Below are 23,507 nucleotides of genomic sequence, written 5' to 3' on the forward strand. Positions count from 1 at the left end.
AGTAGATGTATTTTCGTTATGCAAGCGAATGCCGGGCGGTCCGGGCCCTCGCGAGCACAACGTCGCCTCCTCAGCGCGCTCCCCTCGACGCCGCAACCACCCGGGCTCGCCCGGTCGTCAACACAAGGGACTCCAAGACCGATCGATCGGCGCAGGTCCCCGGGGAGGAATGACATGCATCTCAAGAGATCCGCTTCCATCATCGCGCTGATCGCGGGCGTCGGACTGGGCGCGCCCGCGCTCGCCGCTTCGGCCGACCAGACCGCGCCGCAGAACACGCTCGAGGAACTGGTCGTCACCGCGCAAAAGCGCGAAGTGAACCTGCAGCAGGCCCCGCTTTCGATCTCGGCCGTCGGCGGCGAGACCCTGGCGCGCGACAAGATCATGAACTCCGAGGACCTGGGCCACGCCACGGTCGGCCTGTCCTTCACCCAGAACTCGCCCCAGGCGCTGGAGCTGAACATCCGCGGCGTGGTCAATACGCGCCTGTCGGCCCCGACCGCCGACCAGTCGGTCTCGACCTTCGTCGATGATGTCTATGTCAGCCGCTCGGGCAACCTGAACACGTCCTTCTACGACATCGACCGGGTCGAGTTGATCCGCGGTCCGCAGGGCGTGGTGCTGGGCAAGAACGTCGCCGGCGGCGCCATCAGCGTCATCTCGGCCGAGCCTCGGTTCGACTACAGCGGCCAGGTCGCCGTCACCTTCGGCAACTACAACCTGCAACAGACCACCGGCCACGTGACCGGTCCGATCACCAGCAACCTGGCGGGCCGCCTGTCGTTCCAGACGATCAACCACTCCGGCTACGCCAAGGACATTCTCCACGACGTCGACCTGGAGGACCTCGACTCTAAGCAGATCCGCGGCCAGCTGCTCTACAAGCCCGAAGGCAGCGACCTGCGCGTGCGCTTCATCGCCGACTACAACTGGGACACCAGCAACGGCCCCAACCGCGTGGGCATGGGCGAGACGACCTGCACCACGCCGACCCGAATGCTTCGCGCCGTGGTACAAGGCCCGCCTGGCCATCGCCGCCCTGCGCGGCGGTCTCTCCATCCGAGAGAGCCTGCCGGTGTGGCCGCAGTTCAAGGGCGACGCCGCCCCGACCCGCCAGCGGGTGCAGCACGAGTCGGCCAGCTTCATCCTGAAGGTCGACAAGGACATCTTCCCCGATGTCGGCTTCACGTCGGTGACCGGCTATCGCGGCGGCCAGGCGTTCACGCTGTATGATCAGTCGGGCGTCGGTCCGACCAACGGCTATGGCGTCATCACCCCGCTGCTGTTCGCCGAGCCGGTGAACTTCGTCGAGGACATCGCCCAGTTCACCCAGGAAGTGCGCCTGACCTCGCACTACGACAACAGTCGTTTCGACTGGATCGTCGGCGGCTTCTACCTGCACAACAAGGTGCGTCAGACCAACCGCTTCTGGGGCGAGAGCACCGTTCTGGGCGCGCTTTCGGGCGAGAGCTACTGGGATGACCACGGCCTGAACCGCGACATCGCCGTCTTCGCTCAGCTTGGTTACAAGTTCACCGACACGGTGAAGCTGGAAGCCGGGGTCCGCTATACGCGCGACAAGAAGAGCGGCACGCAGGAGGGAAGGGCCATCGCCCTGGGCGACAAGCTGAACCCCAACGACAAGACCCCGCTGACGCCGCTGACCGACCCGAACGGCTTCTTCACACCCTATGGCGAGAAGTGGTCGAAGGTTACGCCGCAAGCCACTCTGACCTGGACGCCGAACGGGGACTTCATGGCCTATGCCACGGTGTCGGTGGGCTTCAAGGGCGGCGGCTTCCAGAACGACGCGCCCAACGCCTTCGCCGCGCAACAACCCTACCGGCCAGAGTCGGTCACCAACTACGAGGCCGGCTACAAGTGGGAGTTCTTGGACCGTCGCGCGCGGTGGAACACCTCGGTGTTCTTGATGGACTACACCGACCTGCAGGTGCAGCGCACCGACGGCACCTGCCTGTGCAACGTGATTTCCAACGCCGGCGCCGCCAAGATCAAAGGCGTCGAGTCGGAGTTCCAGATCGCGCCCATGCGCGGTCTGCGCGTGTCCTTGGGCGGCTCGATCCTCGACGCCAAGTACACTGACTTCGTCGATCCGGTCACCAAGATTTCGTACAACGACAACTTCATGCAGCGGACGCCGAAGTATCAGCTCTCGGCCAGCGCCGAATACACGACCGCGGCCTTCGGGCTGGAGGACGCGCTGCACTTCAAGCTGGCCTACAAGAAGCAGGGCAAGATGTTCTGGGCGCCCGACACGGTCCAGTACGAGAAGCCCTACGGCCTGCTGGACGGTCGCATCAGCCTGTCGCCGGCGGACAAGCCGTGGGCGGTTTCGGTCTGGGGGCGTAACCTGACCGACAAGGTCTACCGCACCAACATCATCGACATCCTGGGGGATGCGGTGTCGTCGTTCGGCACGCCGCGCACCTTCGGCGTCGAACTCTCCACCAAGTTCTAACTCCGTATCCTGGCGCCGGCGGCCCTGGGCTGTCCGGCGCCTTCTTTTCCGAGGGGCCGATGGGCGCTTTGTTCTCCCGTTTGACCGAAGTCATCGCCGCCTGGCAGGCCAAGGATGTCGACAAGGTGCTGAGCTACATGTCCGACGACATCGTCTGGCACTACGCCGCGCCGGCCTTGCCGCCGGTCAAGGGCAAGGCGGCGGCGCGCAAGCTGCTGGTGAAGTTCCAGAGCGACATGCACGACATCCAGTGGCGGATCTTCAACCACGCCGAGACGGCGGATCGCCTGTTCCTGGAGGGCGTCGACGACTACCGGACCACGGACGGCCAGCGCATGGCCGTGCCCTATGCCGGCGTGCTCGACTTCCGCGACGGTCTGATCACCGGCTGGCGTGATTATGTCGATCTGGCCGTCATCGGCCAGCAGAAGGCCGGCGAGCCGTTCACCGCCCAGGTGGATGCTCTGATTGGTCGGGAGGCCGTCGGATGAGCGGCCTGGCGCGACGCGATCTCGTGGGCCTGGGCGCGGCCCTGGCCCTTCTTCCCATCACTTCAGCGGAGGGCGCTGGCATGGCCCGTCTCTACCCGGTCCTGGAAGCCATCATCGCCGCCTGGCGCCGTCAGGATGTTCGAGGGCGTGCTGGTCCACGTCACCGACGACATCATCTGGCGCAACTCGGGCGGCTTCGCCCCGGCGATCCGCGGCAAGGCGGCCATGCGCGAGGTGCTGGTGGCCATGGCGTCCAAGATCAAGACCAACCATTGGCGGATATTCGACCACGCCGAGAACGACCATCGTCTGTTCATGGAAGGCGTCGACGAGTTCTGGTTCCACACCGGCGAGCACATCGCCATTCCTTATGCCGGCAGCCTGGAGTTCCGGGGCGACAAGGTTTGCGAGTGGCGCGAATATTTCGACGGCCGCCTCAGCCTGGCGATGAAGAACGGCGAGCCGCTCTCGGCCGAGGTCAAGGAAATGATCGGCCGTCCCGTCGCGCGCTAGGCGGCCGGCAGGACGGTCGTCAGGTCGGCCGGTCCCCCGCACTGATCGCAGATCATGCGCGGCTCGAGCACGGCGCCGCAGGTCCGGTGGCGCATGATCGTCGGCGGTCCGGCCTCGGTCGCCAGCCAGCGGTCGCCCCAGCGGTTCAGCTCGATGATCAACGGGTGCAGATCCTTGCCCTCGTCGGTCAGGCGGTACTCCCAGCGTTCAGGCCGGGTCTGATAGAGAACGCGTTGCAGGATGCCCAGCTCGACAAGCCGTCCCAGGCGGTCGGTCAGGATGTTGGGGGCGATGGCCAGCGCCTCCTGGAAATCACCGAACCGCCGCCGGCCGGCGAAGGCCGAGGCGATCACATGGCTGGTCCAGCGGTCGCCCAGCACCTGGAAGGCGCGGTCCAGCATCGGATTGCCCTTGTTCAGCCCCTCCGACGGGACGATCGACCGACGCTGCGCGCGCGGCGGGGCCGAGGGCTCGTATCCCGCGCCGGGGCCTGGCTCGACAATGACGTTGCGGACGGTCAGGGCCTCGCCGCAATGACCGCAGGCCAACACCGGCGTGAACTCCGCCCCGCAGCTATGACGCAGGCGGTGGCCGGGATTGGCCGGGTCGTAGAACCAGCGCTTCTCCCAGCCAATGATCGCCAGGGCGACGCTGTAGAGATCGCGGCCCATCTCGGTCAGCCGGTATTCGAACCAGTTCGGGCGCTCGGCATAGGGCGTGCGGACCATGACCCCGGCCGCCTGCAGCCGCTTCAGGCGATCGGTCAGCAGGCTGCGGGCCAGGCCGATGCGCGCCTGGAAATCGTCGAACCGCCGGACCCGCTGGAAGGCCAGGTAGAGGATCATCAGCGTCCAGCGATCCCCCACCACGTTCAGGGCCCGCGTGGCCGAATTGGCCTGCACCAACTGGTTCAGCGGGCGCGGGGAGATGGTTTCCGGCGGACTGTCTTCGGCCATGAGGTCCCGTATCTGGCGAGGGCGGCGGAAGGTCGATAGCCATCGCGCCGCCCTCTCTATCAAGCTCGCCGGCCGGCGCCCACTGTCGCGCGGGCGCGTTCGTAGTCGGCGGCCAGGGACTCGACGATTGCGGCCAGCGGCTCGATCGTCTTGACCTCGCCGACGCCGTGGCCGGCGGCCCAGACGTCGCGCCAGCGCTTGGCCGAGTCCTCGGGGCGACCCAGCTGGATCTCGGCGCGGCCGGTCAGTGAAGCGGGATCGTAGCCGGCCGCCAGCAGGCTCTGGCGCAGCCAGTTGGCCGGGATGCCGGTCAGAGCCGCGGAGGTGACGATGTCCTCGGCACGCGAGTCGATCAGCATCTGCTTGTAGGCCGGCTGGGCCATGCTCTCGGCGCAGGCGATCAGGCGGGTGCCGAGATAGGCCAGGTCCGCCCCCAGCGCCTGGGCGGCCAGGATCGCGCGGCCGCTGCCGATGCCGCCGCCCAGGACGAGGGTCCCGTCGAACATTTCGCGCACCGCCGGCGCGAAGGCGAAGCCGGAGATCGGGCCGGTGTGGCCGCCGGCGCCCGAGGCAACCAGGATCAGGCCGTCGACGCCGGCCGCCGCCGCCTTCTCGGCGTGGGTCAGCGAATTGACGTCGGCGAAGACCAGGCCGCCATAGCCGTGGATCGCGTCGACCACGCCGGTGGGCGCGCCCAGGGCGGTGATGACGATCGGCGGCCTGTGCTTGAGCACCAGTTCCAGCTCCTCGTCCTTCCGGGCGTAGGAGCGGTGGACCATGATGTTGATCGCCCACGGCGGCGCGTCGGCCGGCAGCGCGCGGCCGATCAGGCTGATCCAGGCGTCGAGGTCGTCCAGAGTCCGGGCGTTGTTGGCGGGGAAGGAGCCGATGATCCCGGCCCGGCAAGCGGCCAGCACCATGTCGGTCCCTGAGACCAGGAACATCGGCGCGGCGATCGCCGGAACCTTCAGGCGATCGAGGAGGTGAGGGGGCAGCGCCATGCTCAGTCCGCCTTTACGGGCTTGGGCGGCCATGGGAAGAAGCCCGAGGTGCGGCGCATATAGTCCTCGTAGTCGGGCTTGCGGCGGCGCATGCGACCTTCAACGGTCGGGACGCCGCTCCAACGGGTCAGGGTGAAGACCAGCCAGATCGGGCCGATGATCGAGACCAGGCCTAGCTGCGTCTCGGCCGCGATCAGGAACAGGCCCCACCAGACGCAGGCGTCGCCGAAATAGTTGGGGTGACGCGTGTAGCGCCACAGGCCCTTGTCCATAACCTTGCCGGCGTTTTCGGGGCTCTTCTTGAAGCGCACCAGCTGCCAGTCGGCCAGGCTCTCGAACAGCAGGCCGAATATCGCGAGGCCCGCGCCGACAAGGCCCAGGACGCCCAGTTGCGTCGGGGTGTCGGCGATCTGGCCCAGCTGGACGGGCAGGCACACCATCCACAGCAGCGGCATCTGCAGCATGAACACCATGCGGAAGGCGGCGTGGGCGAAGCCCCAGCCCCGCTCTTCCTTGGCCTTGGCCAGCATCCGCACATAGCGGCCGTCGGGGCCATGGTCGCGCCAGCGCCACAGCATGTAGCCGCCCAGCCGCAGGGCCCAGGCGACGCAGATCCCGGTCATCACCATCCGCCGCTGCGTACCGCCGCCGGTCTGCAGGTAGGTCGCGACCGCGACGACGCCCATGCCCAGGCCCCACAGGCTGTCAACGGGCGTGACGTCGCGCATCGCCACGCAGATGGCCCAGGCGGCCACGAACACGGCCAGGATGACCCCGGCGTTCACCAGCGGAATGAGAATATAGTCAGGCATCGCCTTCCCCCGTTCGGCGCGCCGCGGCGCGCCATTCGCATCTTTTTATGAAAGTGATTAGCGGCGCGACATCTGGCCCGCGCCGCCGGTTTTGTCAGGAAACGACCATCACCTCGGCGTCGGGATCGTCCGCGAACAGGCGGTCGACCTCGGCGGCCCGGCGGTCGATGACCGCCCGGCGGTTGATGGTGCCCTTGTCGGAGATCTCGTGGGCGTTGGGGCTGGGCGGTTCGCGCAGCACCAGGGCCCGGCGCACGCGGGCCGCGCCGCCGGACTGGCTCCGGTTGAAGACCGCCAGGCCTTCCTCGAGAAGCGCGCGCGGCGCGTCGGGCTTGGCCCACAGCATCACGCCCAGATAAGGCCGACCATCGTCGCACAGGACCAGATCGGTGACATGTGGTGACAGCGCCTTGAGCAGGCCGTCGCGCAGGGCGCCGCCATAGACCCAGGTTCCGCTCGAGAGCTTGAACTCCTCGGCCGCGCGCCCTGCGAACACCAGGCCCTGGGCGGGGTCGCTCGGATCGTGGAACAGCGCCAGATCGCCGGTGCGGTAGAAGCCTTCCTCGTCGAAGGCCGCCGCCGTCTTCTCCGGTTCGTCCAGATAACCGGCCGTGACCTGCGGACCCTTGACCCGGACCTCGTAGCGGTCGCCGACGGGCTGCAGCTTCACCAGCGAGCCCGGCGCTGGCAGGCCTAGGCCTACCTTGTCGGTCTCGAAGTGGATAACCATGAAGGCCGAGACGGTCTCGGTCATGCCGTAGCCGCTGGTCATCATGATCCGATGGCCGGTCTCGCGCACGGCCATGGCCTGGATGCGGTCATAGACCGTCTGGGACAGGCCCGCGCCGCCGTACAGCATCAGGCGCATGTCCTTGAAGAAGGTCTTCCGCAGCACGGCGTCCTGCTCCAGGGCGTCGGCCAGCATGGCGTAGCCCAGGGGCACGTTGTTGAAGTAGCGGACCGAGACGTCGCGAAGATTCCGCACCGAGGCGTCGAACAGGCCCGGTACGGGCTTGCCCTCGTCGACATGCAGCGTCCCGCCTTCCAGCAGGGTGGCGCGCAGGACGAAGGCCCCGGCGGCGTGGTGCCAGGGCAGCCAGTCCAGCATGACATTGTCCCAGCCGGCCGCCTTGCCGATGGTTTGCATGCACTGGATGCTGTTGGCCGCCAGGTTCCGGAAGGTGATCGGCACGACCTTGGGCAGGCCGGTCGAGCCGGAGGTCAGCATCAGGGCGGCGCGGTCGTCGGGCTTCAGCGCCGCGATGCTGGTCGCCACCGCCGACGTCGGCGTCGTGGCCAGCAGGTCGGCATAGGCGACCGAAGGCTTGGCGAGCTCGGCCGGACTGGTGGTGACGATCACCGCCTCGCCCAGGTCCAGGTGCTGCAGCGCCGCCGCGCAGGCGCGGGTGTCCTCGGCGAAGATCACGGCCGGGCGAACCTTGGCGATGACGTGGGCCAGCCGGCCGAAGTCCCCGCCCAGCGCGGCGTAGGTGACGCTGACCGGGCAGACCGCCCGGCCCGAGGCCTGGGCCGCGAAGGTCATCACCGCGAAGGCGGCGCTGTTCGGGGCCAGGATCAGCACCGGTCCTGGAGGCGCGCCCAGCAGCCACTGGGTCGCCGCGTCCATGTCGCGCTTGAGGTCGGCATAGGAGACGTAGCGCCAGGTCTCGCCGTCGCGGAAGGCCAGGGCGGGCTTGTCGCCGCTCGTCGCCGCGCGCTCGGCGAAGGCGGCGGGCAGGTTGGCGTTGTAGGCCGCCAGGGGGATGCGCGAGGCGATCAGGATCGCGCCGTCGTCGCGGTGCGTCACGTCCAGGTCGACCGGCATCAGCTCGGCGGGGCGGAACGGCGCCAGCGTCTTGTCGAGCACGGCTTGGTCCATGGTCAGACTCCGACGACCAGGCTGACGGTCGTGGTCGTCGAGCCGCCGATATTGAGCGTCTGGCAGGTCTTGGCGCCCTCGACCTGGTAGTCGCCGGCGCGGCCCGTCACCTGCTTGAAGGCGTCCAGCGCCATGCGCACGCCCGTGGCGCCGACCGGATGGCCCAGGCCGATCAGGCCGCCCGAGGGGTTGATCGGCAGGCGACCGCCGATCTCGATGTCGCCGGCCTCGATCGCCTTCCAGGCCTCGCCCGGCGCGGTCAGACCCAGATGGTCGATGGCCATGTATTCGGTGGTGGTGAAACAGTCGTGGGTCTCGACCACGTCGATCTGGCCGAGGTCGGAGACGCCGGCGCGGCGACGGGCGTCCTCGATGGCGCGGCGCACCTGCGGAAAGACGTAGTCCTGGTCGGCGCTGGCGCGGACCTTGGCCGAGTAGGAGATCGGCGCCGAGCGGTGGCCCCAGCCCTTGATCCGGGGTAGGCTTTCCAGCGGGATCCCGCGCTTGGCCGCGTACGCGGCGGCGCGCTTTTCCGAGGCCAGGAAGATCACGGCCGAGCCGTCGGTGACCTGGCCGCAGTCCTGCTTGCGCGTGCGGCCCTCGACCACCGGATTGGCCTCGTCGTCGGCGGTGAAGCTCTTTTCGTTGAAGGCCCACTGCCGGGTCTGGGCGTTGGGATTGCGCTTGGCGTTGGCGAAGTTGATCTCCGCGATCCGCATCAGGTGCTCGTACTTCAGGCCATAGCGGCGCTCGTATTCGTCGGCGAGGTCCGAGAAGGCGCGGGGCCAGACATAGGTGGCGTCGGCGAACTCGTGACCGGTCCAGGCCGCCGCGCCCAGATACTCGGCCGCCGTCTGGCCGCCGACATTGCGCATCTGCTCCAGCCCGACCACGCAGGCCAGGTCGTAGCGGCCGGCCTCGATCTCGGCGGTGGCCGCGAGGATGGCGACGCTGCCCGAGGCGCAGGCGGCCTCGTGCCGCGCGGTCGGCAGGCCGTCGAAATCCGGGTGTACGAGGCCGAAGAAGCCGCCCAGCAGACCCTGGTGGGCGAATAGTTCGCCGACGAAGTTGCCGACGTGTCCGGTCTCGATGTCTTTCGGATCCAGGCCAACGCTGTCGAGGCCCTTGCCGACGACCTGGCTGAAAGCGTCGGCCAGGTCCATGCCCTTTCGGGCCCAGTTATCGGCGAAATCCGCCTGCCAGCCGCCAAGTATGTAGACCATGTTCGTCTCCTCGCCGGGGCGGCTCGCGGGCCGCCGATTGTTGTGGGTTCAGGCCGTCGGCCGCTCGTCCATGAAGGCGGCGAAGGCCGCGTGGGCGTCGCCATAGGTTTCTCGCGGCTCGGCCGTGAGGGCGCGGGTCACCGCCGCGCCGATGTCGTCGTCGAGCGCCACCGGCGGGCCTTCCACCGAATAGGCCGCGCGCAGGCGTCCGCCCCCGGAGACCAGGGTCTGGCCCGAGACGTCGCAGGCCTCGCCGACCAGCCAGGACACCAGCGGCGCCACGTCGACGGGATCCATGCGCCGCGCCAGGGCGCTGCTCAGGTGCGGCGTGGTCATGGCGGTGGCGGCGTAGGGGGCGATTGCGTTGATCAGCAGGCCGCGTGGGCGGCCTTCGACCGCCAGGCCGCGGACCAGTCCGATCAGCGCCGCCTTCGAGGAGGCGTAGGCCGCCATGCCGTCGCCGCCATACAGTCCGGCGGACGAGGCGCTCAGCACGATACGGCCAGAACCGGCTTCCGACAGCACGGACCAGGCGGCCTGAACGAGGCTCAGCGCGCCCTGGAAGTTGATGTCGAAGATCGACTGGAAGGCTTCGGGGGTCTGTCGATGCAGGCGGCAGGTCTGGGGCACGCCGGCGTTCGAGACGATCGCGTCCAATCGGCCGAAGGTCTCCAACGCCTTGTCGACCAGGGCGCGTCCGGTCTCTGGGTTCTCGGCCTCGCCAAAGTCGGCGACAGCGCGGCCGCCAAACGCCTGGATCTCCTCGACCACCTGCTGAGCGCTGGAAGGCTCGCTACGCACCGCCCAGCGGTTGTTGACCACGACCGCCGCACCCTGGCGCGCCAGATCAAGCGCATAGGCGCGCCCGAGTCCCTTGCCGGCCCCGGTGACGATGACGACGCGACCGGCGTGCGGACCGTGCTGATGGTTCATCGCTTCCTCCTTCGTTTTCTCGTCGATCGTGCCGCCGACGTGGGTTTCGTTCAGTCTCAGGCTCTTCGCGCCAGGCTCCCGTCGAACGGGGTGGCCAGCGGGCGGGTCATGACGCCCGGCGGGGCCGCCACGACATGGGGAATGGCGTTGATCACACTGCCGGCCACGGCCCACTGCTCGGCCGAGGTCGGGGTCTGGTCGCCGGGGCGCTTGTCCAGGTCGAGGGTCATGCGCACGCTGGGCTGGCCGGTCAGGCGCAGGCTCCACAGGGGAGGGGCCTCGGTCTCCAGATGCGCCGTCTCCATGAACCAGTGGATCGAGATGATCAGGTCGCGACCGCCTGCCGTACGGCCGATCCAGCGCCAGTTGACGTGACTGATCTTTCCTTGCGCAATCGTACCCGCTGCGATCGAAAGCTCTTGAGACGCGCCGAACACGCGGTGGTCGGTGTCGACCCGTTCCAGCGTCAGGTTCAGCCGCTTGGCCAGGGCCGCCAGGGCCTCGGCGTACATGCCGTTCAGCGACGAGGCCGGACCCCAGTCGGGATCGTTCGGATCGACCGACGCCGGATCTTGGCCAAAGCCCAGCACGCCGAAGACATAGTCGGGACTGCGCACCGCGCGGCAGTCGACACTCTCGATCACCTCGATCGCGTGGAGCTCGGAGCAGACGCCGCTGGCGACCGCCGCCAGCTGTTCGGCCGCGAAGCCGGGGTTCAGCCCCGCGCCCATCAGGGTCGAACCGCCCTTGGCGCAGGCCGCTTCCAGGGCGGCCAGCCGCGCGTCGCCCCAGTGGCTGGGATCGCTGTAGCCGTTGATGCTGATGACGTTCTTGCCGCTGGCCAGCAGGGTCAGAATCTCGGCGTCGTGCGAGCCATAGGGCGGGGCCAGGCGGGCGGCGTGGATCACCACGTCGGCGTCCAGCGCCAGGATCTCATCGATGTCGCGCGTGGCCAGAACGCCGGTCGCGCCGCGCCGGGCGATGTCTCCCGCGTCCCGCCCGGCCTTAGCCTCGCCATAGACATAGAGGCCGACGAGGTCCGTCGACGGGTGGTCGATCACCGTCCGAAGGCAGCTCTTGCCCATGGCGCCCGTGGCCCACTGGATGACGCGATACGTCATGTCTCCTCCCTATCGAGAAGACCCTAACCCGGTAAGTCTCGTTATGAAAGTATGAAATCCACGGTCGACGCGTCTTAGTAGGCCGGCTCCGTTGTCCGTTGTTCAGCCTCGATGATCTCGAACGAGACGTCGTGCGGCTCGACGGGCTGACCACAGCACGAGCAGGTCACGGCGGGCTCCAGCAGGTGCCCGCCGACCTTGTGGCGCAGGATCAGCGGCGGTCCCTCGGGCGAGACGTAATACTTGTCGCCCCACAGCAGCAGCATCAACAGGACGGGATAGTAGTCGAGACCCTTCTCGGTCAGGCGGTACTCGAAGCGCTTGCCGGCCCGCTCGTGGGCGCGGATCACGCCCTGGGCGGTCAGCCAGGCCAGGCGCTCGGAGAGGATGTTGGTCGCCATGGCGGTGTCGCGATGGATCTCGTCGAAGCGCCTCAGCCCCGTGAAGATCGACCGCAACACCAAGCTGGCCCAGCGGTCGCCGGTGATCTGGGCGACGTCGACCATCAGGCTGGAGGATTCCTCGGCCGCGCCGCGCTGCTGGCGGCGGCGGCTGTAGAGCGGCACCATCCAGCCGACGCCGGGCCCTTCGGCCCAGTCGACCTCACGCGGGTTGATCTCGTCGCCGCATTTCAGGCAGGTCGGAACCGGCTCGAACAGGTGGCCGCAGGTCCGGTGGCGCAGGTTCAGCCGCAGCTTGGCGGGGTTGTTCGACCAGCGCCGCTCCCAGCGCAGCATCATCAGGGCCGGCCAGTAGAGGTCCAGGCCCTTGCGGGTCATCCGGTACTCGTAGCGCGGCGGGTTGGTCGAATAGGCGCTCTTTTCCAGCACCTCGGCGGCCACCAGCTTCTTGAGGCGGTCGCTGAGCTTGGACTGCAGAAGGCCGGTGCGGTCGCGCAGATCGTCGAAGCGTCGCGCGCCGATCCAGTTGGCCTCGAGGATCAACAGCACCGCCGTGTCCCCGACCACCTCCAGCGCGCGCCAGATCGAACAAGTCCTGATGAATTTCGGGGCGCTCATCGCTCCGCGTCCTGACCGTGACTAATCGTTGATCAGGGTCGCGGAACAGGTGCGGTTATGCAAGTCTCCAATGGGCTTAAGTAGCCGCCACGCCCGCGAGCTCGCGCCGCACCACCTTGCCCAGCGCGTTGCGGGGCAGGGCGTCGACGATCCTCAGCTTCTCCGGCAGCTTGAAGGTGGCCAGTTCTCGCGACTTCAGGTGTGCGGTGAGCTCCTCCAGGGTCAGCGCCTGGTCCGGCCGCAGGGCCACCACCGCGCAGACGCGCTCGCCCAGGCGCTCGTCCGGATAAGCCGCGCAACAGGCCTCACGGACGGCGGGGTGGCTCTCGATCAGGCCATCCAGCTCGGCCGGCGAGATGTTCAGCCCGCCCCGGATGATGATCTCCTTGCTGCGGCCGATGAACCGATAGAAGCGATCGTCCGTGTCGGGCGCGATCTCGAAGAGGTCGCCCGTGCGGAAGAAGCCCTGGTCGTCGAAGGCGGCCTTGGTCACCTCCGGCGCGTTCCAGTAGCCGTCGAAGGTCATGGCGCCGGAGATCCGCAGTTCGCCCTCGCGGCCGGGCGCGACGATGTCCTCGCCGGTGGCCAGGTCGACCAGCCGGGTGCGGATCTTGGCCGGGAACTCGGCCGGCCAGTCCACGCCCGGCGCGCCGAAACGGGGGAAGTACATGGCCCGCTGCTCCGGGTCGGGAATGGCGGCCGCCGTCGAGAACAGGGAAGCGCCTTCGTTCGAGCCGAAGACGTTCATGATCGTCACGCCGTACTTTTCCTGCCAGCGGCGCACCATCCACGGAGGCAGCGGCGCGGAGCCCGAGCCCATGCAGCGCAGGTTGGAGAGGTCCAGGTTGGCCAGCAGCGCCTCGTTCTGCAGCAGCATGGTCAGCACCGCCGGCGGCGCGACGGTGTAGGCGATCTTCTCGTCCTGCATCTGGCGCAGGAACAGCGGCACGTCGAAGGGGTGATGCTGGACCAGCCGGCCCTGACACAGCAGCCAGGTCATCACCATGCCGCCGATCGCGGCGATGTTGATCAGCGGGAAGGGGTTGAGGATGGCGTCGCCTGTCCGCAGTCCGGCGGCCTCGACCAGCGCCTCGCCGTTGACCACCCAGTGGTCGTGATGGCGCGGCACGCCCTTGGGCATGGCCTCGGTGCCCGAGGTCCAGCAGATGGTCAGGGCCTCGGCCGCATCGAGGTCGGCGGGCGGCGCGAAGGGCTCCTGGGGAGCCTGGGCAGAAAGGTCTACGAGGCTATGCGAGCCTCTGGTCGAGCCTTCCGACAGCGTGATGATCTCGGCCGACGTCGCGCCTTCCGCTCGCAGGCCGGCGATCATCGCCGCGTGGTCGAAGCCGTGGAAGCGGTCGAGGGTGACCATGACCTTGGGATCGATGCTGGGCAGGATCTGGCGCAGTTCGTGAGCCCGATAGGTCATGGCCAGCGGGCTAAGGATCGCGCCCATCCGCGCGCAAGCCAGGAAACACAGCACGCCCTCGACGATGTTGGGCAACTGGGTGGAGACGACGTCGCCACGGCTCACGCCCAGCCCGGCCAGCACATGGCACAGCGTGTCGATGCGAGCGTTGGCTTCCCGGTAGGTCAGGCTCTGCGGCGCGGAGTCCGTGAGCGCCATGCGGTTGGGGGCGTCGACCAGCGCGACCGCGTCTGGGCGGGCGCGGACCGCTTCGGAGAACAGCTGGTCTATGGTGCGGCCGCTCCACCAGCCCAGCCGGCGATATTCCGCGACACGCTCGGGGGGGCTTGGACGCACGGCTTCCTCCTGGCGCGACGGGTCTTTCAGCCCTGGGGTCGCCGCCGCCTCCCGGGTCCGGTTCGTATTGTTATGCAAGTAACTTGCCTTGGGCCGGCGACGCGCGCAAGAGGCTCTCGGCGCGGCTCAGGCCTTTTGATCCGAAGGGTCAGGCGGCGTGGCCGTCGCAAAGGGCGCGGGTGGCCGAACTTTCAAATGGTTGAGGCCGGCGCGGTCGAGCGTCGAACGATCAGGCTCAGATGGACGGACTCGGGCGGCATGGTCGATGTTCGTTCATGGATCATCGTCAGGAGCTGCTCGGTCGCGGTCTTGGCCATGTCGCGCAGCGGACGGCGGATGGTCGTCAGGCTGGGCGAGATCATCGAGGCCAGGTCCGCGTCGTCAAAGCCCGCGACCGACAGCTGGTCGGGCATCGAGACGCCAGCCTCGCGCGCCGTCTTCACGACGGCGGCGGCCATGGTGTCGTTGCAAGCGAAGATCGCGGTCGGCGGCCGCTCCAGCGCCAGCAGCGACTCGGCGGCGGCCAGGCCGCTCTCGAAGCCGTAGTCGCCCGGGCGCAACGCCACTTCGAGCGGCAGGCCGGAAGCGGTCAGGGCAGACAGGAAGCCGGCCTTGCGCTCCTGCGCCGAGCGGAAGTGCGGCGGACCCTCGATCATGGCGATGCGCCGGTGGCCCAGGTCGAGAAGGTGGCGGGCCAGTTCGGCGCTGGCCGCGCGTTCCTGGCTGATCAACATGCTGGGATAGGGCGATACTGCGATCGAGGCGATACCGACCGCCGGCACGCCGAGGGCCGACAGTCGCTCGGGAATGGCCGCGATCTCGGATGTCGGCGGCAGGACGATCAGGCCGTCGACCCGCGAGCGATGGACGAACCGCTCGATGTCCATGGCCACGTCCGGATCGTCGAAGCTGACCGGGTGAACGACCAGCTCATAGCCATGCTGAGAGCAGACCTCGACGATCCCACGCTGCAGGACGCCGATCACGTGGGCGTTGGGATCGTCCTGCACCACGGCGATCAGATAGGAACGGCCCGAGGCCAGGGCGCGGGCCCGCGAACTGGGGCTGTAGCCGAGATCCTTGATGATGGCCTGGACGGCCAGGCGGGTCTCGTCGCCGACCTTGGGCGAGTCGTTGAGCACGCGCGACACGGTCCGGATCGAGACGCCCGCGGCCTTGGCGACGTCGTCGATGGTCACCGCCATGCTGGCGGCCGCATCGGTCCTGATCATGCTCCGGCAGTGCTCCCATAGCTTGGCCGGCGTCGCGCTTCGCCGAGCGCGATCGGCCTCCGGCCAGCGCTGGCAAGATATGGCGCCAACGCTGGCATTGTCGATGCTACCGGTAACAAAATGTCGTTGACACCATCGCGATCGGCTTGCTTGTCTCCCGCCAGACCCGAGGAACGGGCAGTGGGAGGGCGTGATGACCATGGATCGACGAGGGCTGATGCTGGGGGCCATGCTCGGCGGCGCCGTACTGGTTCCACCCCATTCCGCTCGCGCTGCGACGGTTGCCGGACCCGCGCCGCACCTGTTCAGCGTTCGCGATTTCGGCGCCGTGGGCGATGGGGCGACCATCGATTCGCCGGCCATCAACAAGGCCATCGACCACGTGGCGTCGCTGGGCGGCGGCGTGGTGCATTTCCCACCCGGGACCTACGCCTGCTACACGCTTCGCCTGAAGAGCAACATCACCCTGCACCTGGGCGAGGGCGCCGTGATCCTGGCCGCCGCGCCCAATGGCGTCGCGCCGAACGGCTATGACGACCCTGGTCCCGGGGCGGGCAACGCCTTCCAAGACTATGGCCACAGCCACTGGAACAACAGCCTGATCTTTGGCGAGGGCCTGCACGACGTGTCCATCGTCGGAACGGGTCTGATCTGGGGCAAGGGCCTGACCCGCGGCCACCGATTCCCCGACGATCCGCCGGACATTTCCGGCCCCGGCGTCGGCGACAAGGCCATCGCCCTGAAGAACTGCCGCAACGTGCTGCTGCGCGACTTCAAGATCCTCCAGGGCGGTTGGTTCGCGCTGCTGGCCACCGGCGTCGACAACATGACGATCGACAACCTGATCATCGACACCAACCGCGACGGTCTCGACATCGACTGCTGCCGCAATGTCCGCGTCACCAACTGCACGATCAACTCGCCGTGGGACGACGGCATCTGTCCCAAGAGCTCGTTCGCGCTGGGCTATGCCCGCCCGACCGAGAACCTGACGATCTCCGACTGCCTGCTGACCGGCAACTACGAGATGGGCTCGGTGATCGACGGGACCTGGAAGAAGATGCCGCCGGGCTTCCACGGCTATGGCCGGATCAAGCTGGGCACGGAGTCGAACGGCGGCTTCAAGAACGTCACCATCACCAACTGCGTGTTCGACCACTGCTACGGCATCGCGCTGGAGACGATGGACGGGGCGCTGACCGAAGACATCGCCATCAGCAACATCACCATGCGGGGCCTGGGCTTCCCGCCGCTGTTCCTGCGCCTGGGAAGCCGGATGCGCGGTCCGGCCGGCGTTCCGGTGGGCAAGCTGCGGCGGATCACCATCCAGAACATCGTCAGCCATGGCGCGACGCCGCAGCCGTCGATCATCGCCGGCGTGGCCGGCCACCCGGTCGAGGACGTCAAGATCAGCGACGTCTACTTCCACTCCCTGGGCGGCGGTTCGGCCGAGCTGGCCAAACGCCGGCCGCCCGAGGCCGACAAGGCCTATCCTGACCCGGACATGTTCGGCGATCTGCCGGCCAGCGGCTTCTTCATCCGCCACGCCCGCAATATCGAGATGAGCAATGTCGAGATCGTCACCGAGGCGGCGGACGCGCGTCCGGCCTTCTGGCTGAACGATGTCGAGGAGATCGACCTCTTCCGGCTGCGCCTGCCCAAGGGACCCAGCTTCCTGCTCGACCAGGTCACGGGCTTCCGGTCGTTCGGCAGCCGTTGGCTGCCCGACCGGCGGATCGACGAGACCACCACCCAATCGTTCTAGCGGGATGCCTGTGATGCGCGTGAAACGGCTGGGACTACTCGCCGCGACGGCTCTGGTCCTGGCCGGGCCGGCGCTCGCCGCGCCAAAGCCATCGGCGGCGGCCGTCTATCGCAACCCGATCCTGCCGGCCGACTATTCCGACCCCGACGTCATTCGCGTCGGCGACACCTACTACCTCGTGGCGTCCAGCTTCCACTTCTCGCCGGGCGTGCCGATCCTGACGTCGAAGGATCTGGTCCACTGGACGATCGCGGGCCATGTGCTGCCCAAGCTGCCGTTCGCGCCGGAATATGACCTGCCGGGACCCGTGCCGACCAACGACGCCGGCGCGCGGACGCCGCGGGATCTGCGCACTTCCGGCCAGCGCTACGCCGGCGGGGTCTGGGCGCCGTCGATCCGTCACCACGACGGCAAGTTCTATGTCTATTTCGCCACCCCCTATGAGGGGATCTTCATGTCGACAGCGACCAAGGTCGACGGCCCATGGACCGAACCCGTGGCGGTGGTCGCGGGGCCGGGCCTCGAGGATCCGTGTCCGTTCTGGGACGACGACGGCCAGGCCTATCTGGTGCACGGCAAGGTCGGCGCGGGGCCGCTGGTGCTGCACCGCATGGCCCCGGACGGCAAGTCGGTGCTCGACGAGGGCAAGGTCATCGTCGAGGACGCCAAGGCCCTGCCGGTGCTGGAAGGCCCTAAGCTCTATAAGCGCAACGGCTGGTACTACATCTTCGCCCCGATCGGCGGGGTCGAGACCGGCCCCCAGGCGGTGATGCGGTCGAGGTCGATCTGGGGGCCTTACGAGCACCGCGAAGTGCTGGTCCCGGGCAAGAGCGGCTTGAAGGGGCCGCACCAGGGCGGCTGGGTCGAGACGCCCTCAGGCCAGGGCTGGTTCATCCACTTCAACAGCGCCGGCGCCTATGGCCGCATCGTCCACCTGCAGCCGCTGGTCTGGAAGGGCGACTGGCCATTCATCGGCGAGCCGATCCCCGGCGCCGGACCCGATGCGCACGGCGGCCAACCTGTCGCCACGCACGCCCTGCCCGATGTCGGCCGACGCTTCCCGGCTGTCTCGCCGCAAACGTCGGATGGCTTCTCCACCGCCAGGTTGGGACCGCAGTGGGAGTGGAACCACAATCCCGACGACCGGCGCTGGAGCCTGACGGCGCGGCCCGGCTTCCTGCGCTTGACGGGCGGACCGGCGGTCAATCTGGTCAGCGCCCGCAACACCCTGACCCAGTCGCTGCAGAGCCGGTCGGCGATCATCACCACGCGCCTCGACCCCAAGGGGCTGGTCGAGGGACAGCGGGCGGGCCTGGCCATGTTCGGCGCGGGCGTCGGGGCCATCGGCGTGATACGCAAGGACGGCCGGAACCGTATCGTCTTCTCGCTGCGGGGCGTCGACACCCTGGGACCGGCGTTGCCGGCCGGCGTGGTGGATCTGCGCGTGGCCGTGGCGGATCAGGCCGCGAACTACAGCTATAGCCGCGACGGGGGCCGCACGTTCGTCGACATGGGGGGCGGGATCCTGCCACGCTTCAGCTGGTGGAAGGGCGCGCGGCCGGCGCTGTTCAGCTACGGCGACCCGAGCCAGCCCAAGCCGGGCGTGGCCGACTTCGACTGGGTCGACGTCAGGTCGGTGGCGCGCTGAGCAGAGCGGGGGAGGGGACGCGCCGGCCGTTGACCGTGACGCGTTCCAGCCTCAGTCCGTTGGTGTGCGTCACGACGCTGGGCTTGGTCACCCCGTCGAAACGGCAGTCGCGAAGCACGATGTCGCCCAGCGGCGCGCCGGGCAGGCCTTGCAGATCGAGCACCTGGGCGGCGGCGCTGGCCCGCATCCGCTCGATCCGAACCTTGCGCAGCACGGGCTTGAAGCCGCCCCGCGCGCCTTCCTCGTAATTGAAGTCGCAGGTGATCGCCGCGCGGGCCACGCGCCCGACGGTGATGTCGCGGCAATAGATGTCCTGGATGACGCCGCCGCGCATGGCGTTGTTCTTGAAGCGCAGCGCGTACCAAAGGCCCTCGCTGTCCATATGGCAGCGCTGGACGAAGATGTTCTCGACCCCGCCGGACACCTCGCTGCCAATCACCACGCCGCCGTGACCGTCCTTCATCACGCAGTCCTGGATCAGGATGTTTCGGGTCGGCTTGGCCAGGCGACGGCCGTCGGCGTTGCGGCCCGACTTGATGGCGATGCAGTCGTCGCCGCAGTCGAAGGTGCAGCGCTCGATCACCATGCCGTCGACCGACTCGGGGTCGCAGCCATCGGTATTGGGGCCGTGGCCGATCACCGTGACGTCGCGGACGGTGACATCGCGGCACAGCACCGGGTGCAGGGTCCAGCAGGGGGCGTCGCGCAAGGTCACGCCCTCGACCAGCACCCTGGCGCAGTTCTGGAACTGCACCATCATCGGCCGCAGGTACGAGCCCTCGCCGAAGACGCGCTCGGCCACCGGCGCCCCGCGCTCGGCCATGTCGAACAGAGCCTGGCGCGCCTTGTGCTGGTTGGGCATGCCCGGGCGCCAGCCGAATTGCGGGCCGCTGCTCCACGACCACCAGGCTGGGCCCTGGCCGTCCAGAACGCCGCGTCCGGTGATCGCCACGTCGTGCTCGCCATCGGCGAAGACCAGCGGCGAATAGTTCATCAGCTCGACCCCCTCCCATCGCGTGGCGACGATGGGATAACGGGCGGGGTCGGTGCTGAAGACCAGGGCCGCGCCCTTGGCGAGATGCAGCTCGACGCGGCTGCGCAGGCGGATGGCGCCGGTCGGCCAGCGGCCCGCCGGCACGAGCACGCGTCCGCCGCCGGCCGCCGCGCAGGCCTCGATGCTCTTGGCGATGGCCGCGCTGGTCGCCTCGACATCGCCCTCGGCCGCGCCGGCGGCCACAATGTTCCAGACTCGCGAGGGGAATACCGGTAAGTGGACCGATCGCTGGATGACGCGGGCCTTGGCCCACTCGTCGGCCGCCTCGGCCAGACCGGGCGCGGCCAGGGCCGCCATCAGCACGGCGCGTCGGGATAGATCCATAACCGTCAAAATCGCCTCCTAGGCCACTATGCGGACGCTTCGGCGCCTCGCCGTCTCGACTATCGCAGTCGTATCATTTTGTGGACAGCTATTGCACATATCGGAATTTCGCTTTAGCGTCTTGAAAACGGCCGCAGATGATAGCGGTAACTTTGGGAGGGGACGATGAGCGCCAACCACAAAAAACGTCTATTCATGGGCTGCGAGACCGCGCTGGCGATGGCCGCCGCCCTTCTTGTGCCAGCGCTGGCAATCGCGCAGACGCAAGCGCCGGCTCCGGCCGACGACCAAACCGTCACAGAAGTGGTCGTCACGGGCTCGCGCCTGTCGGCGCGCGGGTTCAAGGCCCCGACCCCGGTCACGGTGATCGGTTCGGAAGAGATCGGCCTGTCGGGCACGCAGAACGTCGAGACGCTGCTGAACGACACGCCGCAGTTCCTGGGGTCGCAAAACAACGGCCCCACGGCCAACACCGTCCCGGGCGGCACGGCGACGCTGAACCTTCGCGGCTTTGGCGCGCAGCGGAACCTGGTCCTGGTCAACGGTCGCCGCTTCACGATCACCGGGCCTGATCAGACGACCGACATCAACACGATCCCGGCGGCGCTGATCAAGCGCGTCGAGACGGTCACCGGCGGCTCCTCGGCCGTGTACGGTTCGGACGCGATCACCGGCGTCGTCAACTTCATCATGAAGGACGACTTCCAGGGCGTGGAGATGACCGCCGAGGCGCGTCAGGACACCCACACCAAGACCAAGACCTACACGGCGGACCTGACCTTCGGCACGAATTTCGCCGACGATCGCGGCAATGTCGTCGTGGCCCTGAACTACCTGGACCGTGGGGGCTACTCGCGCGCTGACCGCGGCGGCTGGGCCATGCCCACCATGGCCGACGGCTGCGTCACCGCCTCCAGCTACAGCGCCACGCGGCCCGGGACGCCCATGGCCATTCCGGCCGGTCAGACCTGTCTGACGGCCGGCGGCCGTCCGGGCCTGATCTTCGGCGGCAGCGGCACCATTCCGAACGGTCGCTTCGTTCCGGTCGGCTCGCCTTCGAGCCCTTCGCTGACCGCCGCCCTGGCGGCCGCGGGCCTGAGCGGCCTGGGTTCGCGGGGTTTCACCTTCGACAACGCCGGCAAGGTGGCCCGGCCGGCGACGACGCCGGGCGACGACTACGATCTGGCCCCGGCCAACTACATCGTCATCCCCCAGCGTCGCTGGCTGGCCAACATGGCCGGCCACTATGAGTTCAACTCCCACGTGACCGGCTACGCCGAGGCCAACTACAGCAACAACCGCGTCTCGATGCAGTTGGGCGCCCAGCGGCTTCGGCGGCAATTTCCTGCTGAACGTGAACAACCCCTATCTGACGCCGCAGCTTCAGGACGTTCTGCGCCAACTCGACCAGCTTGAAGTCGGCACGGTTCGGGCGACGAACGGCACCTCGTCCCTGACCACGACCGCGGGCGACGGCCTGGCGATCCTGAACATCAACCGGCGCACCCCGGAGACAGGCAACCGCGCCAACACCGCCGACCGCTCGGCCTTCCGCTCGGCGATCGGCCTGCGCGGCGACCTCGGCAGCGTCTCCGACAGCTATCTGCGAAACCTGAAGTACGACGCCTACTACACCTACACCCGCACCACCGACACCAGCACGTCCAACGGGGCCATCTCGCTGAGCAAGGTGCAGGCAGGCCTGCTGTCGGTGAACGGGGCTCCGCCCGTCCTCAACATCTTCGGCGCCAACCTGTCGCCGGAGGGCGCGGCCTCGATCTCCGTGGCGTCCACCAACTACACCGAATCCTCGCAGCAGGTGCTGGCCGCCAGCCTGGCCGGCGAGCTGTTCGACACCTGGGCCGGTCCGATCGACTTCAGCGCCGGCGCCGAATACCGCAAGGCCTCGGCGCGGTTCGTGCCCGACAGCTTCCTGGCCTCTGGCGACGTCTCCGGCTTCAACGCCGCGAAGCCGACCCAGGGTTCGGAGTCCGTCAAAGAGGTCTATGGCGAAGTCCGCGTCCCGGTGCTGAAGGATTCGCCCCTGGGCGAACGCGCCAGCGTCAACGGCGCCTTCCGCTACTCCGACTATAATCTCCCGGGCGTCGGCGGCGTCTGGACCTATTCGGTGGGCGGCGAGTACGCGCCGATCTCCGACGTCACCCTGCGCGGCCAGTTCCAGCACGCCATTCGCGCGCCGAACGTCGGCGAACTGTTCGGCGGCAACACCACCAGCGGCCCCTCGGCGGTCGACCCCTGCTCGAGCCGTCAGCCGACGGCCCAGCAGACGGCGGCGGTGCGGGCGATCTGCGTCGCCACCGGCGTGCCGGCGGCCTCCGTCTTCACCCTGTCGGTTCAGCCCAACACCTTCATCAGCCAGGTCTCGGGCGGCAATCCCAATGTCGGCCCTGAGAAGTCGGACACCACCACCTTCGGCGTGGTGCTGCAGCCGCGGTTCGTCCCCGGCCTGGCGATGAGCATCGACTACTTCAAGATCAACCTGGACGGCGCCATCGCGCCCCTGGGCGGCGGCATCGCGAACACGCTGAGCCTTTGCTACAACACGATCCAGGACGCCAGCAGCGTGTTCTGTAAGGCGATCACCCGTGATCCCCTGACCGGCCAGATCGCCGCGCCAGGCTATGTCACCACCACCAACGGCAACACCGGCGGCCTGAAGACCTCGGGCGTCGACATCAACGCCAACTACCGCTTCAACCTGGCCTGGGGTCCGTTCGGCGACAGCCGCTTCGATATCGGAACCAACCTCACCTATACCGACGAGTTCACCGCCACGCCGGTCCAGGCGCTGCCGGCGACCAAGAACTACTGCGTCGGTTCGTTCGGCCCGACCTGCGGCCAGCCGATCCCGCGCTGGAAGGGCGCCTCGCGCATCACCTGGCGTTCGGGCCCGGCGACGCTCAGCCTGCGCCACCGCTATATCGGCGAGGTGACGGTCGACACCTATCTGCTGCCCAAGCGTCTCGGCGCGGCGTTCCCCGACAAGGCGACGCTGACCACCCCGACCATCAAGGCTCAGAACTATTTCGACCTGACCGGCGGCTATGACGTGACCAAGGACATCTCGCTGACCGCCGGCGTCCGCAACCTGTTTGACAAGAACCCGCCGATCGTCGGCTCGTCGGCCCCCTCCAACAACACGTTCTCGGCGACCTATGACGTCGAGGGCCGGGTGGTCTACGCCAGCGTGACCGCGCGGTTCTAGTCGAACGCGAGGCTTGGCGACGGGTCCTTACCCCTATCGCCAGGCCGGAACTGCCTCCCCCTAGCG

At 68.2% G+C, this 23,507-nt stretch carries 19 protein-coding genes; 8 read left to right on the plus strand and 11 right to left on the minus strand.

The annotated features are described in order from the left end of the window. The first annotated feature begins 174 nt into the window (after nucleotides 1-174). The 4 genes from ACHMW8_RS14040 to ACHMW8_RS14055 all read left to right on the plus strand — a co-directional run bounded on the left by ACHMW8_RS14040 (nucleotide 175) and on the right by ACHMW8_RS14055 (nucleotide 3,483). Complete coding sequence (locus ACHMW8_RS14040) at nucleotides 175-1,233, plus strand: TonB-dependent receptor (RefSeq protein ID WP_395442865.1); 1,059 nt, start codon at nucleotides 175-177, stop codon at nucleotides 1,231-1,233. Then, nucleotides 1,121-2,479 (plus strand): TonB-dependent receptor, encoded by a 1,359-nt coding sequence (locus ACHMW8_RS14045; protein WP_395445976.1) that lies wholly within the window; start codon nucleotides 1,121-1,123, stop codon nucleotides 2,477-2,479. Before ACHMW8_RS14040 ends, ACHMW8_RS14045 begins: the two co-directional genes overlap by 113 nt. A 59-nt stretch (nucleotides 2,480-2,538) precedes the next feature. After that, nucleotides 2,539-2,970: a nuclear transport factor 2 family protein gene (locus ACHMW8_RS14050; protein WP_395442866.1), complete on the plus strand. Its 432-nt coding sequence runs from the start codon at nucleotides 2,539-2,541 to the stop codon at nucleotides 2,968-2,970. Nucleotides 2,971-3,105: 135 nt separating this feature from the next. After that, nucleotides 3,106-3,483, plus strand: coding sequence for a nuclear transport factor 2 family protein (locus tag ACHMW8_RS14055; RefSeq protein ID WP_395442867.1), 378 nt, complete (start codon nucleotides 3,106-3,108; stop codon nucleotides 3,481-3,483). Here ACHMW8_RS14055 and ACHMW8_RS14060 read toward each other — a convergent pair. From ACHMW8_RS14060 to ACHMW8_RS14105, 10 genes are all read right to left on the minus strand, one after another. Further along, entirely contained in the window at nucleotides 3,480-4,439 is a 960-nt protein-coding gene (locus tag ACHMW8_RS14060; protein ID WP_395442868.1) for a winged helix-turn-helix transcriptional regulator, read from the minus strand. The two genes, ACHMW8_RS14055 and ACHMW8_RS14060, sit on opposite strands and share 4 nt — an antisense overlap. Nucleotides 4,440-4,498: 59 nt before the next feature. Next, nucleotides 4,499-5,440, minus strand: a complete 942-nt coding sequence (locus ACHMW8_RS14065) for an NAD(P)H-dependent flavin oxidoreductase (RefSeq protein WP_395442869.1) — start codon at nucleotides 5,438-5,440, stop codon at nucleotides 4,499-4,501. 2 nt (nucleotides 5,441-5,442) lie between these two features. Then, complete coding sequence (locus ACHMW8_RS14070) at nucleotides 5,443-6,252, minus strand: DUF1295 domain-containing protein (RefSeq protein WP_395442870.1); 810 nt, start codon at nucleotides 6,250-6,252, stop codon at nucleotides 5,443-5,445. Between the two features lie 94 nt (nucleotides 6,253-6,346). Further along, the gene (locus ACHMW8_RS14075) at nucleotides 6,347-8,131 is read right to left on the minus strand and encodes an AMP-binding protein (protein ID WP_395442871.1); all 1,785 of its coding nucleotides are present in this window, start codon (nucleotides 8,129-8,131) and stop codon (nucleotides 6,347-6,349) included. 2 nt (nucleotides 8,132-8,133) lie between these two features. Continuing rightward, entirely contained in the window at nucleotides 8,134-9,354 is a 1,221-nt protein-coding gene (locus ACHMW8_RS14080) for an acetyl-CoA acetyltransferase (RefSeq protein WP_395442872.1), read from the minus strand. Between the two features lie 48 nt (nucleotides 9,355-9,402). Next, on the minus strand, nucleotides 9,403-10,287 hold the full coding sequence (locus ACHMW8_RS14085) for an SDR family NAD(P)-dependent oxidoreductase (RefSeq protein ID WP_395442873.1): 885 nt from the start codon (nucleotides 10,285-10,287) through the stop codon (nucleotides 9,403-9,405). A gap of 56 nt (nucleotides 10,288-10,343) precedes the next feature. Then, a complete protein-coding gene (locus ACHMW8_RS14090; protein ID WP_395442874.1) occupies nucleotides 10,344-11,408 on the minus strand; it encodes a hypothetical protein in 1,065 nt (354 codons plus the stop codon). Between the two features lie 74 nt (nucleotides 11,409-11,482). Further along, nucleotides 11,483-12,427 carry a winged helix-turn-helix transcriptional regulator gene (locus tag ACHMW8_RS14095; protein WP_395442875.1) on the minus strand — a complete coding sequence of 315 codons (945 nt, stop codon included), beginning with the start codon at nucleotides 12,425-12,427 and terminating at the stop codon, nucleotides 11,483-11,485. A 76-nt stretch (nucleotides 12,428-12,503) separates the two neighbouring features. Then, entirely contained in the window at nucleotides 12,504-14,192 is a 1,689-nt protein-coding gene (locus ACHMW8_RS14100; protein ID WP_395442876.1) for a class I adenylate-forming enzyme family protein, read from the minus strand. Nucleotides 14,193-14,383: 191 nt separating this feature from the next. Then, entirely contained in the window at nucleotides 14,384-15,424 is a 1,041-nt protein-coding gene (locus ACHMW8_RS14105; RefSeq protein WP_395442877.1) for a LacI family DNA-binding transcriptional regulator, read from the minus strand. A 193-nt stretch (nucleotides 15,425-15,617) separates the two neighbouring features. Between ACHMW8_RS14105 and ACHMW8_RS14110 the strand changes: the two genes are divergently transcribed. Together ACHMW8_RS14110 and ACHMW8_RS14115 are read left to right on the plus strand one after the other, a co-directional pair. Beyond that, nucleotides 15,618-17,189 carry a glycoside hydrolase family 28 protein gene (locus ACHMW8_RS14110; protein WP_395442878.1) on the plus strand — a complete coding sequence of 524 codons (1,572 nt, stop codon included), beginning with the start codon at nucleotides 15,618-15,620 and terminating at the stop codon, nucleotides 17,187-17,189. A 13-nt stretch (nucleotides 17,190-17,202) separates the two neighbouring features. After that, nucleotides 17,203-18,837, plus strand: coding sequence for a glycoside hydrolase 43 family protein (locus tag ACHMW8_RS14115; protein WP_395442879.1), 1,635 nt, complete (start codon nucleotides 17,203-17,205; stop codon nucleotides 18,835-18,837). On the opposite strand, the gene ACHMW8_RS14120 is transcribed toward ACHMW8_RS14115, so the two are convergent. Further along, the gene (locus ACHMW8_RS14120) at nucleotides 18,818-20,215 is read right to left on the minus strand and encodes a glycoside hydrolase family 28 protein (RefSeq protein ID WP_395445977.1); all 1,398 of its coding nucleotides are present in this window, start codon (nucleotides 20,213-20,215) and stop codon (nucleotides 18,818-18,820) included. The genes ACHMW8_RS14115 and ACHMW8_RS14120 overlap by 20 nt on opposite strands. A 165-nt stretch (nucleotides 20,216-20,380) precedes the next feature. Between ACHMW8_RS14120 and ACHMW8_RS14125 the strand changes: the two genes are divergently transcribed. Both ACHMW8_RS14125 and ACHMW8_RS14130 read left to right on the plus strand, forming a co-directional pair. After that, nucleotides 20,381-21,631, plus strand: coding sequence for a TonB-dependent receptor plug domain-containing protein (locus tag ACHMW8_RS14125; protein ID WP_395442880.1), 1,251 nt, complete (start codon nucleotides 20,381-20,383; stop codon nucleotides 21,629-21,631). Continuing rightward, complete coding sequence (locus tag ACHMW8_RS14130; protein WP_395442881.1) at nucleotides 21,570-23,441, plus strand: TonB-dependent receptor domain-containing protein; 1,872 nt, start codon at nucleotides 21,570-21,572, stop codon at nucleotides 23,439-23,441. Before ACHMW8_RS14125 ends, ACHMW8_RS14130 begins: the two co-directional genes overlap by 62 nt. Nucleotides 23,442-23,507 lie beyond the last annotated feature (66 nt).

Source organism: Caulobacter sp. UC70_42, from assembly GCF_044056025.1.
Classification (GTDB): Bacteria; Pseudomonadota; Alphaproteobacteria; order Caulobacterales; family Caulobacteraceae; genus Caulobacter.

Excerpts from the sequence above, each read along its gene's own strand:
- ACHMW8_RS14060 (WP_395442868.1), bottom strand. The coding sequence starts at position 4,439 with ATGGCCGAAGACAGTCCGCCGGAAACCATCTCCCCGCGCCCGCTGAAC.
- ACHMW8_RS14055 (WP_395442867.1), top strand. The coding sequence starts at position 3,106 with ATGTTCGAGGGCGTGCTGGTCCACGTCACCGACGACATCATCTGGCGC.
- ACHMW8_RS14040 (WP_395442865.1), top strand. The coding sequence starts at position 175 with ATGCATCTCAAGAGATCCGCTTCCATCATCGCGCTGATCGCGGGCGTC.
- ACHMW8_RS14115 (WP_395442879.1), top strand. The coding sequence starts at position 17,203 with ATGCGCGTGAAACGGCTGGGACTACTCGCCGCGACGGCTCTGGTCCTG.
- ACHMW8_RS14070 (WP_395442870.1), bottom strand. The coding sequence starts at position 6,252 with ATGCCTGACTATATTCTCATTCCGCTGGTGAACGCCGGGGTCATCCTG.
- ACHMW8_RS14125 (WP_395442880.1), top strand. The coding sequence starts at position 20,381 with ATGAGCGCCAACCACAAAAAACGTCTATTCATGGGCTGCGAGACCGCG.
- ACHMW8_RS14090 (WP_395442874.1), bottom strand. The coding sequence starts at position 11,408 with ATGACGTATCGCGTCATCCAGTGGGCCACGGGCGCCATGGGCAAGAGC.
- ACHMW8_RS14085 (WP_395442873.1), bottom strand. The coding sequence starts at position 10,287 with ATGAACCATCAGCACGGTCCGCACGCCGGTCGCGTCGTCATCGTCACC.
- ACHMW8_RS14050 (WP_395442866.1), top strand. The coding sequence starts at position 2,539 with ATGGGCGCTTTGTTCTCCCGTTTGACCGAAGTCATCGCCGCCTGGCAG.
- ACHMW8_RS14120 (WP_395445977.1), bottom strand. The coding sequence starts at position 20,215 with ATGGATCTATCCCGACGCGCCGTGCTGATGGCGGCCCTGGCCGCGCCC.
- ACHMW8_RS14095 (WP_395442875.1), bottom strand. The coding sequence starts at position 12,427 with ATGAGCGCCCCGAAATTCATCAGGACTTGTTCGATCTGGCGCGCGCTG.
- ACHMW8_RS14065 (WP_395442869.1), bottom strand. The coding sequence starts at position 5,440 with ATGGCGCTGCCCCCTCACCTCCTCGATCGCCTGAAGGTTCCGGCGATC.
- ACHMW8_RS14110 (WP_395442878.1), top strand. The coding sequence starts at position 15,618 with ATGACCATGGATCGACGAGGGCTGATGCTGGGGGCCATGCTCGGCGGC.
- ACHMW8_RS14080 (WP_395442872.1), bottom strand. The coding sequence starts at position 9,354 with ATGGTCTACATACTTGGCGGCTGGCAGGCGGATTTCGCCGATAACTGG.
- ACHMW8_RS14075 (WP_395442871.1), bottom strand. The coding sequence starts at position 8,131 with ATGGACCAAGCCGTGCTCGACAAGACGCTGGCGCCGTTCCGCCCCGCC.
- ACHMW8_RS14105 (WP_395442877.1), bottom strand. The coding sequence starts at position 15,424 with ATGATCAGGACCGATGCGGCCGCCAGCATGGCGGTGACCATCGACGAC.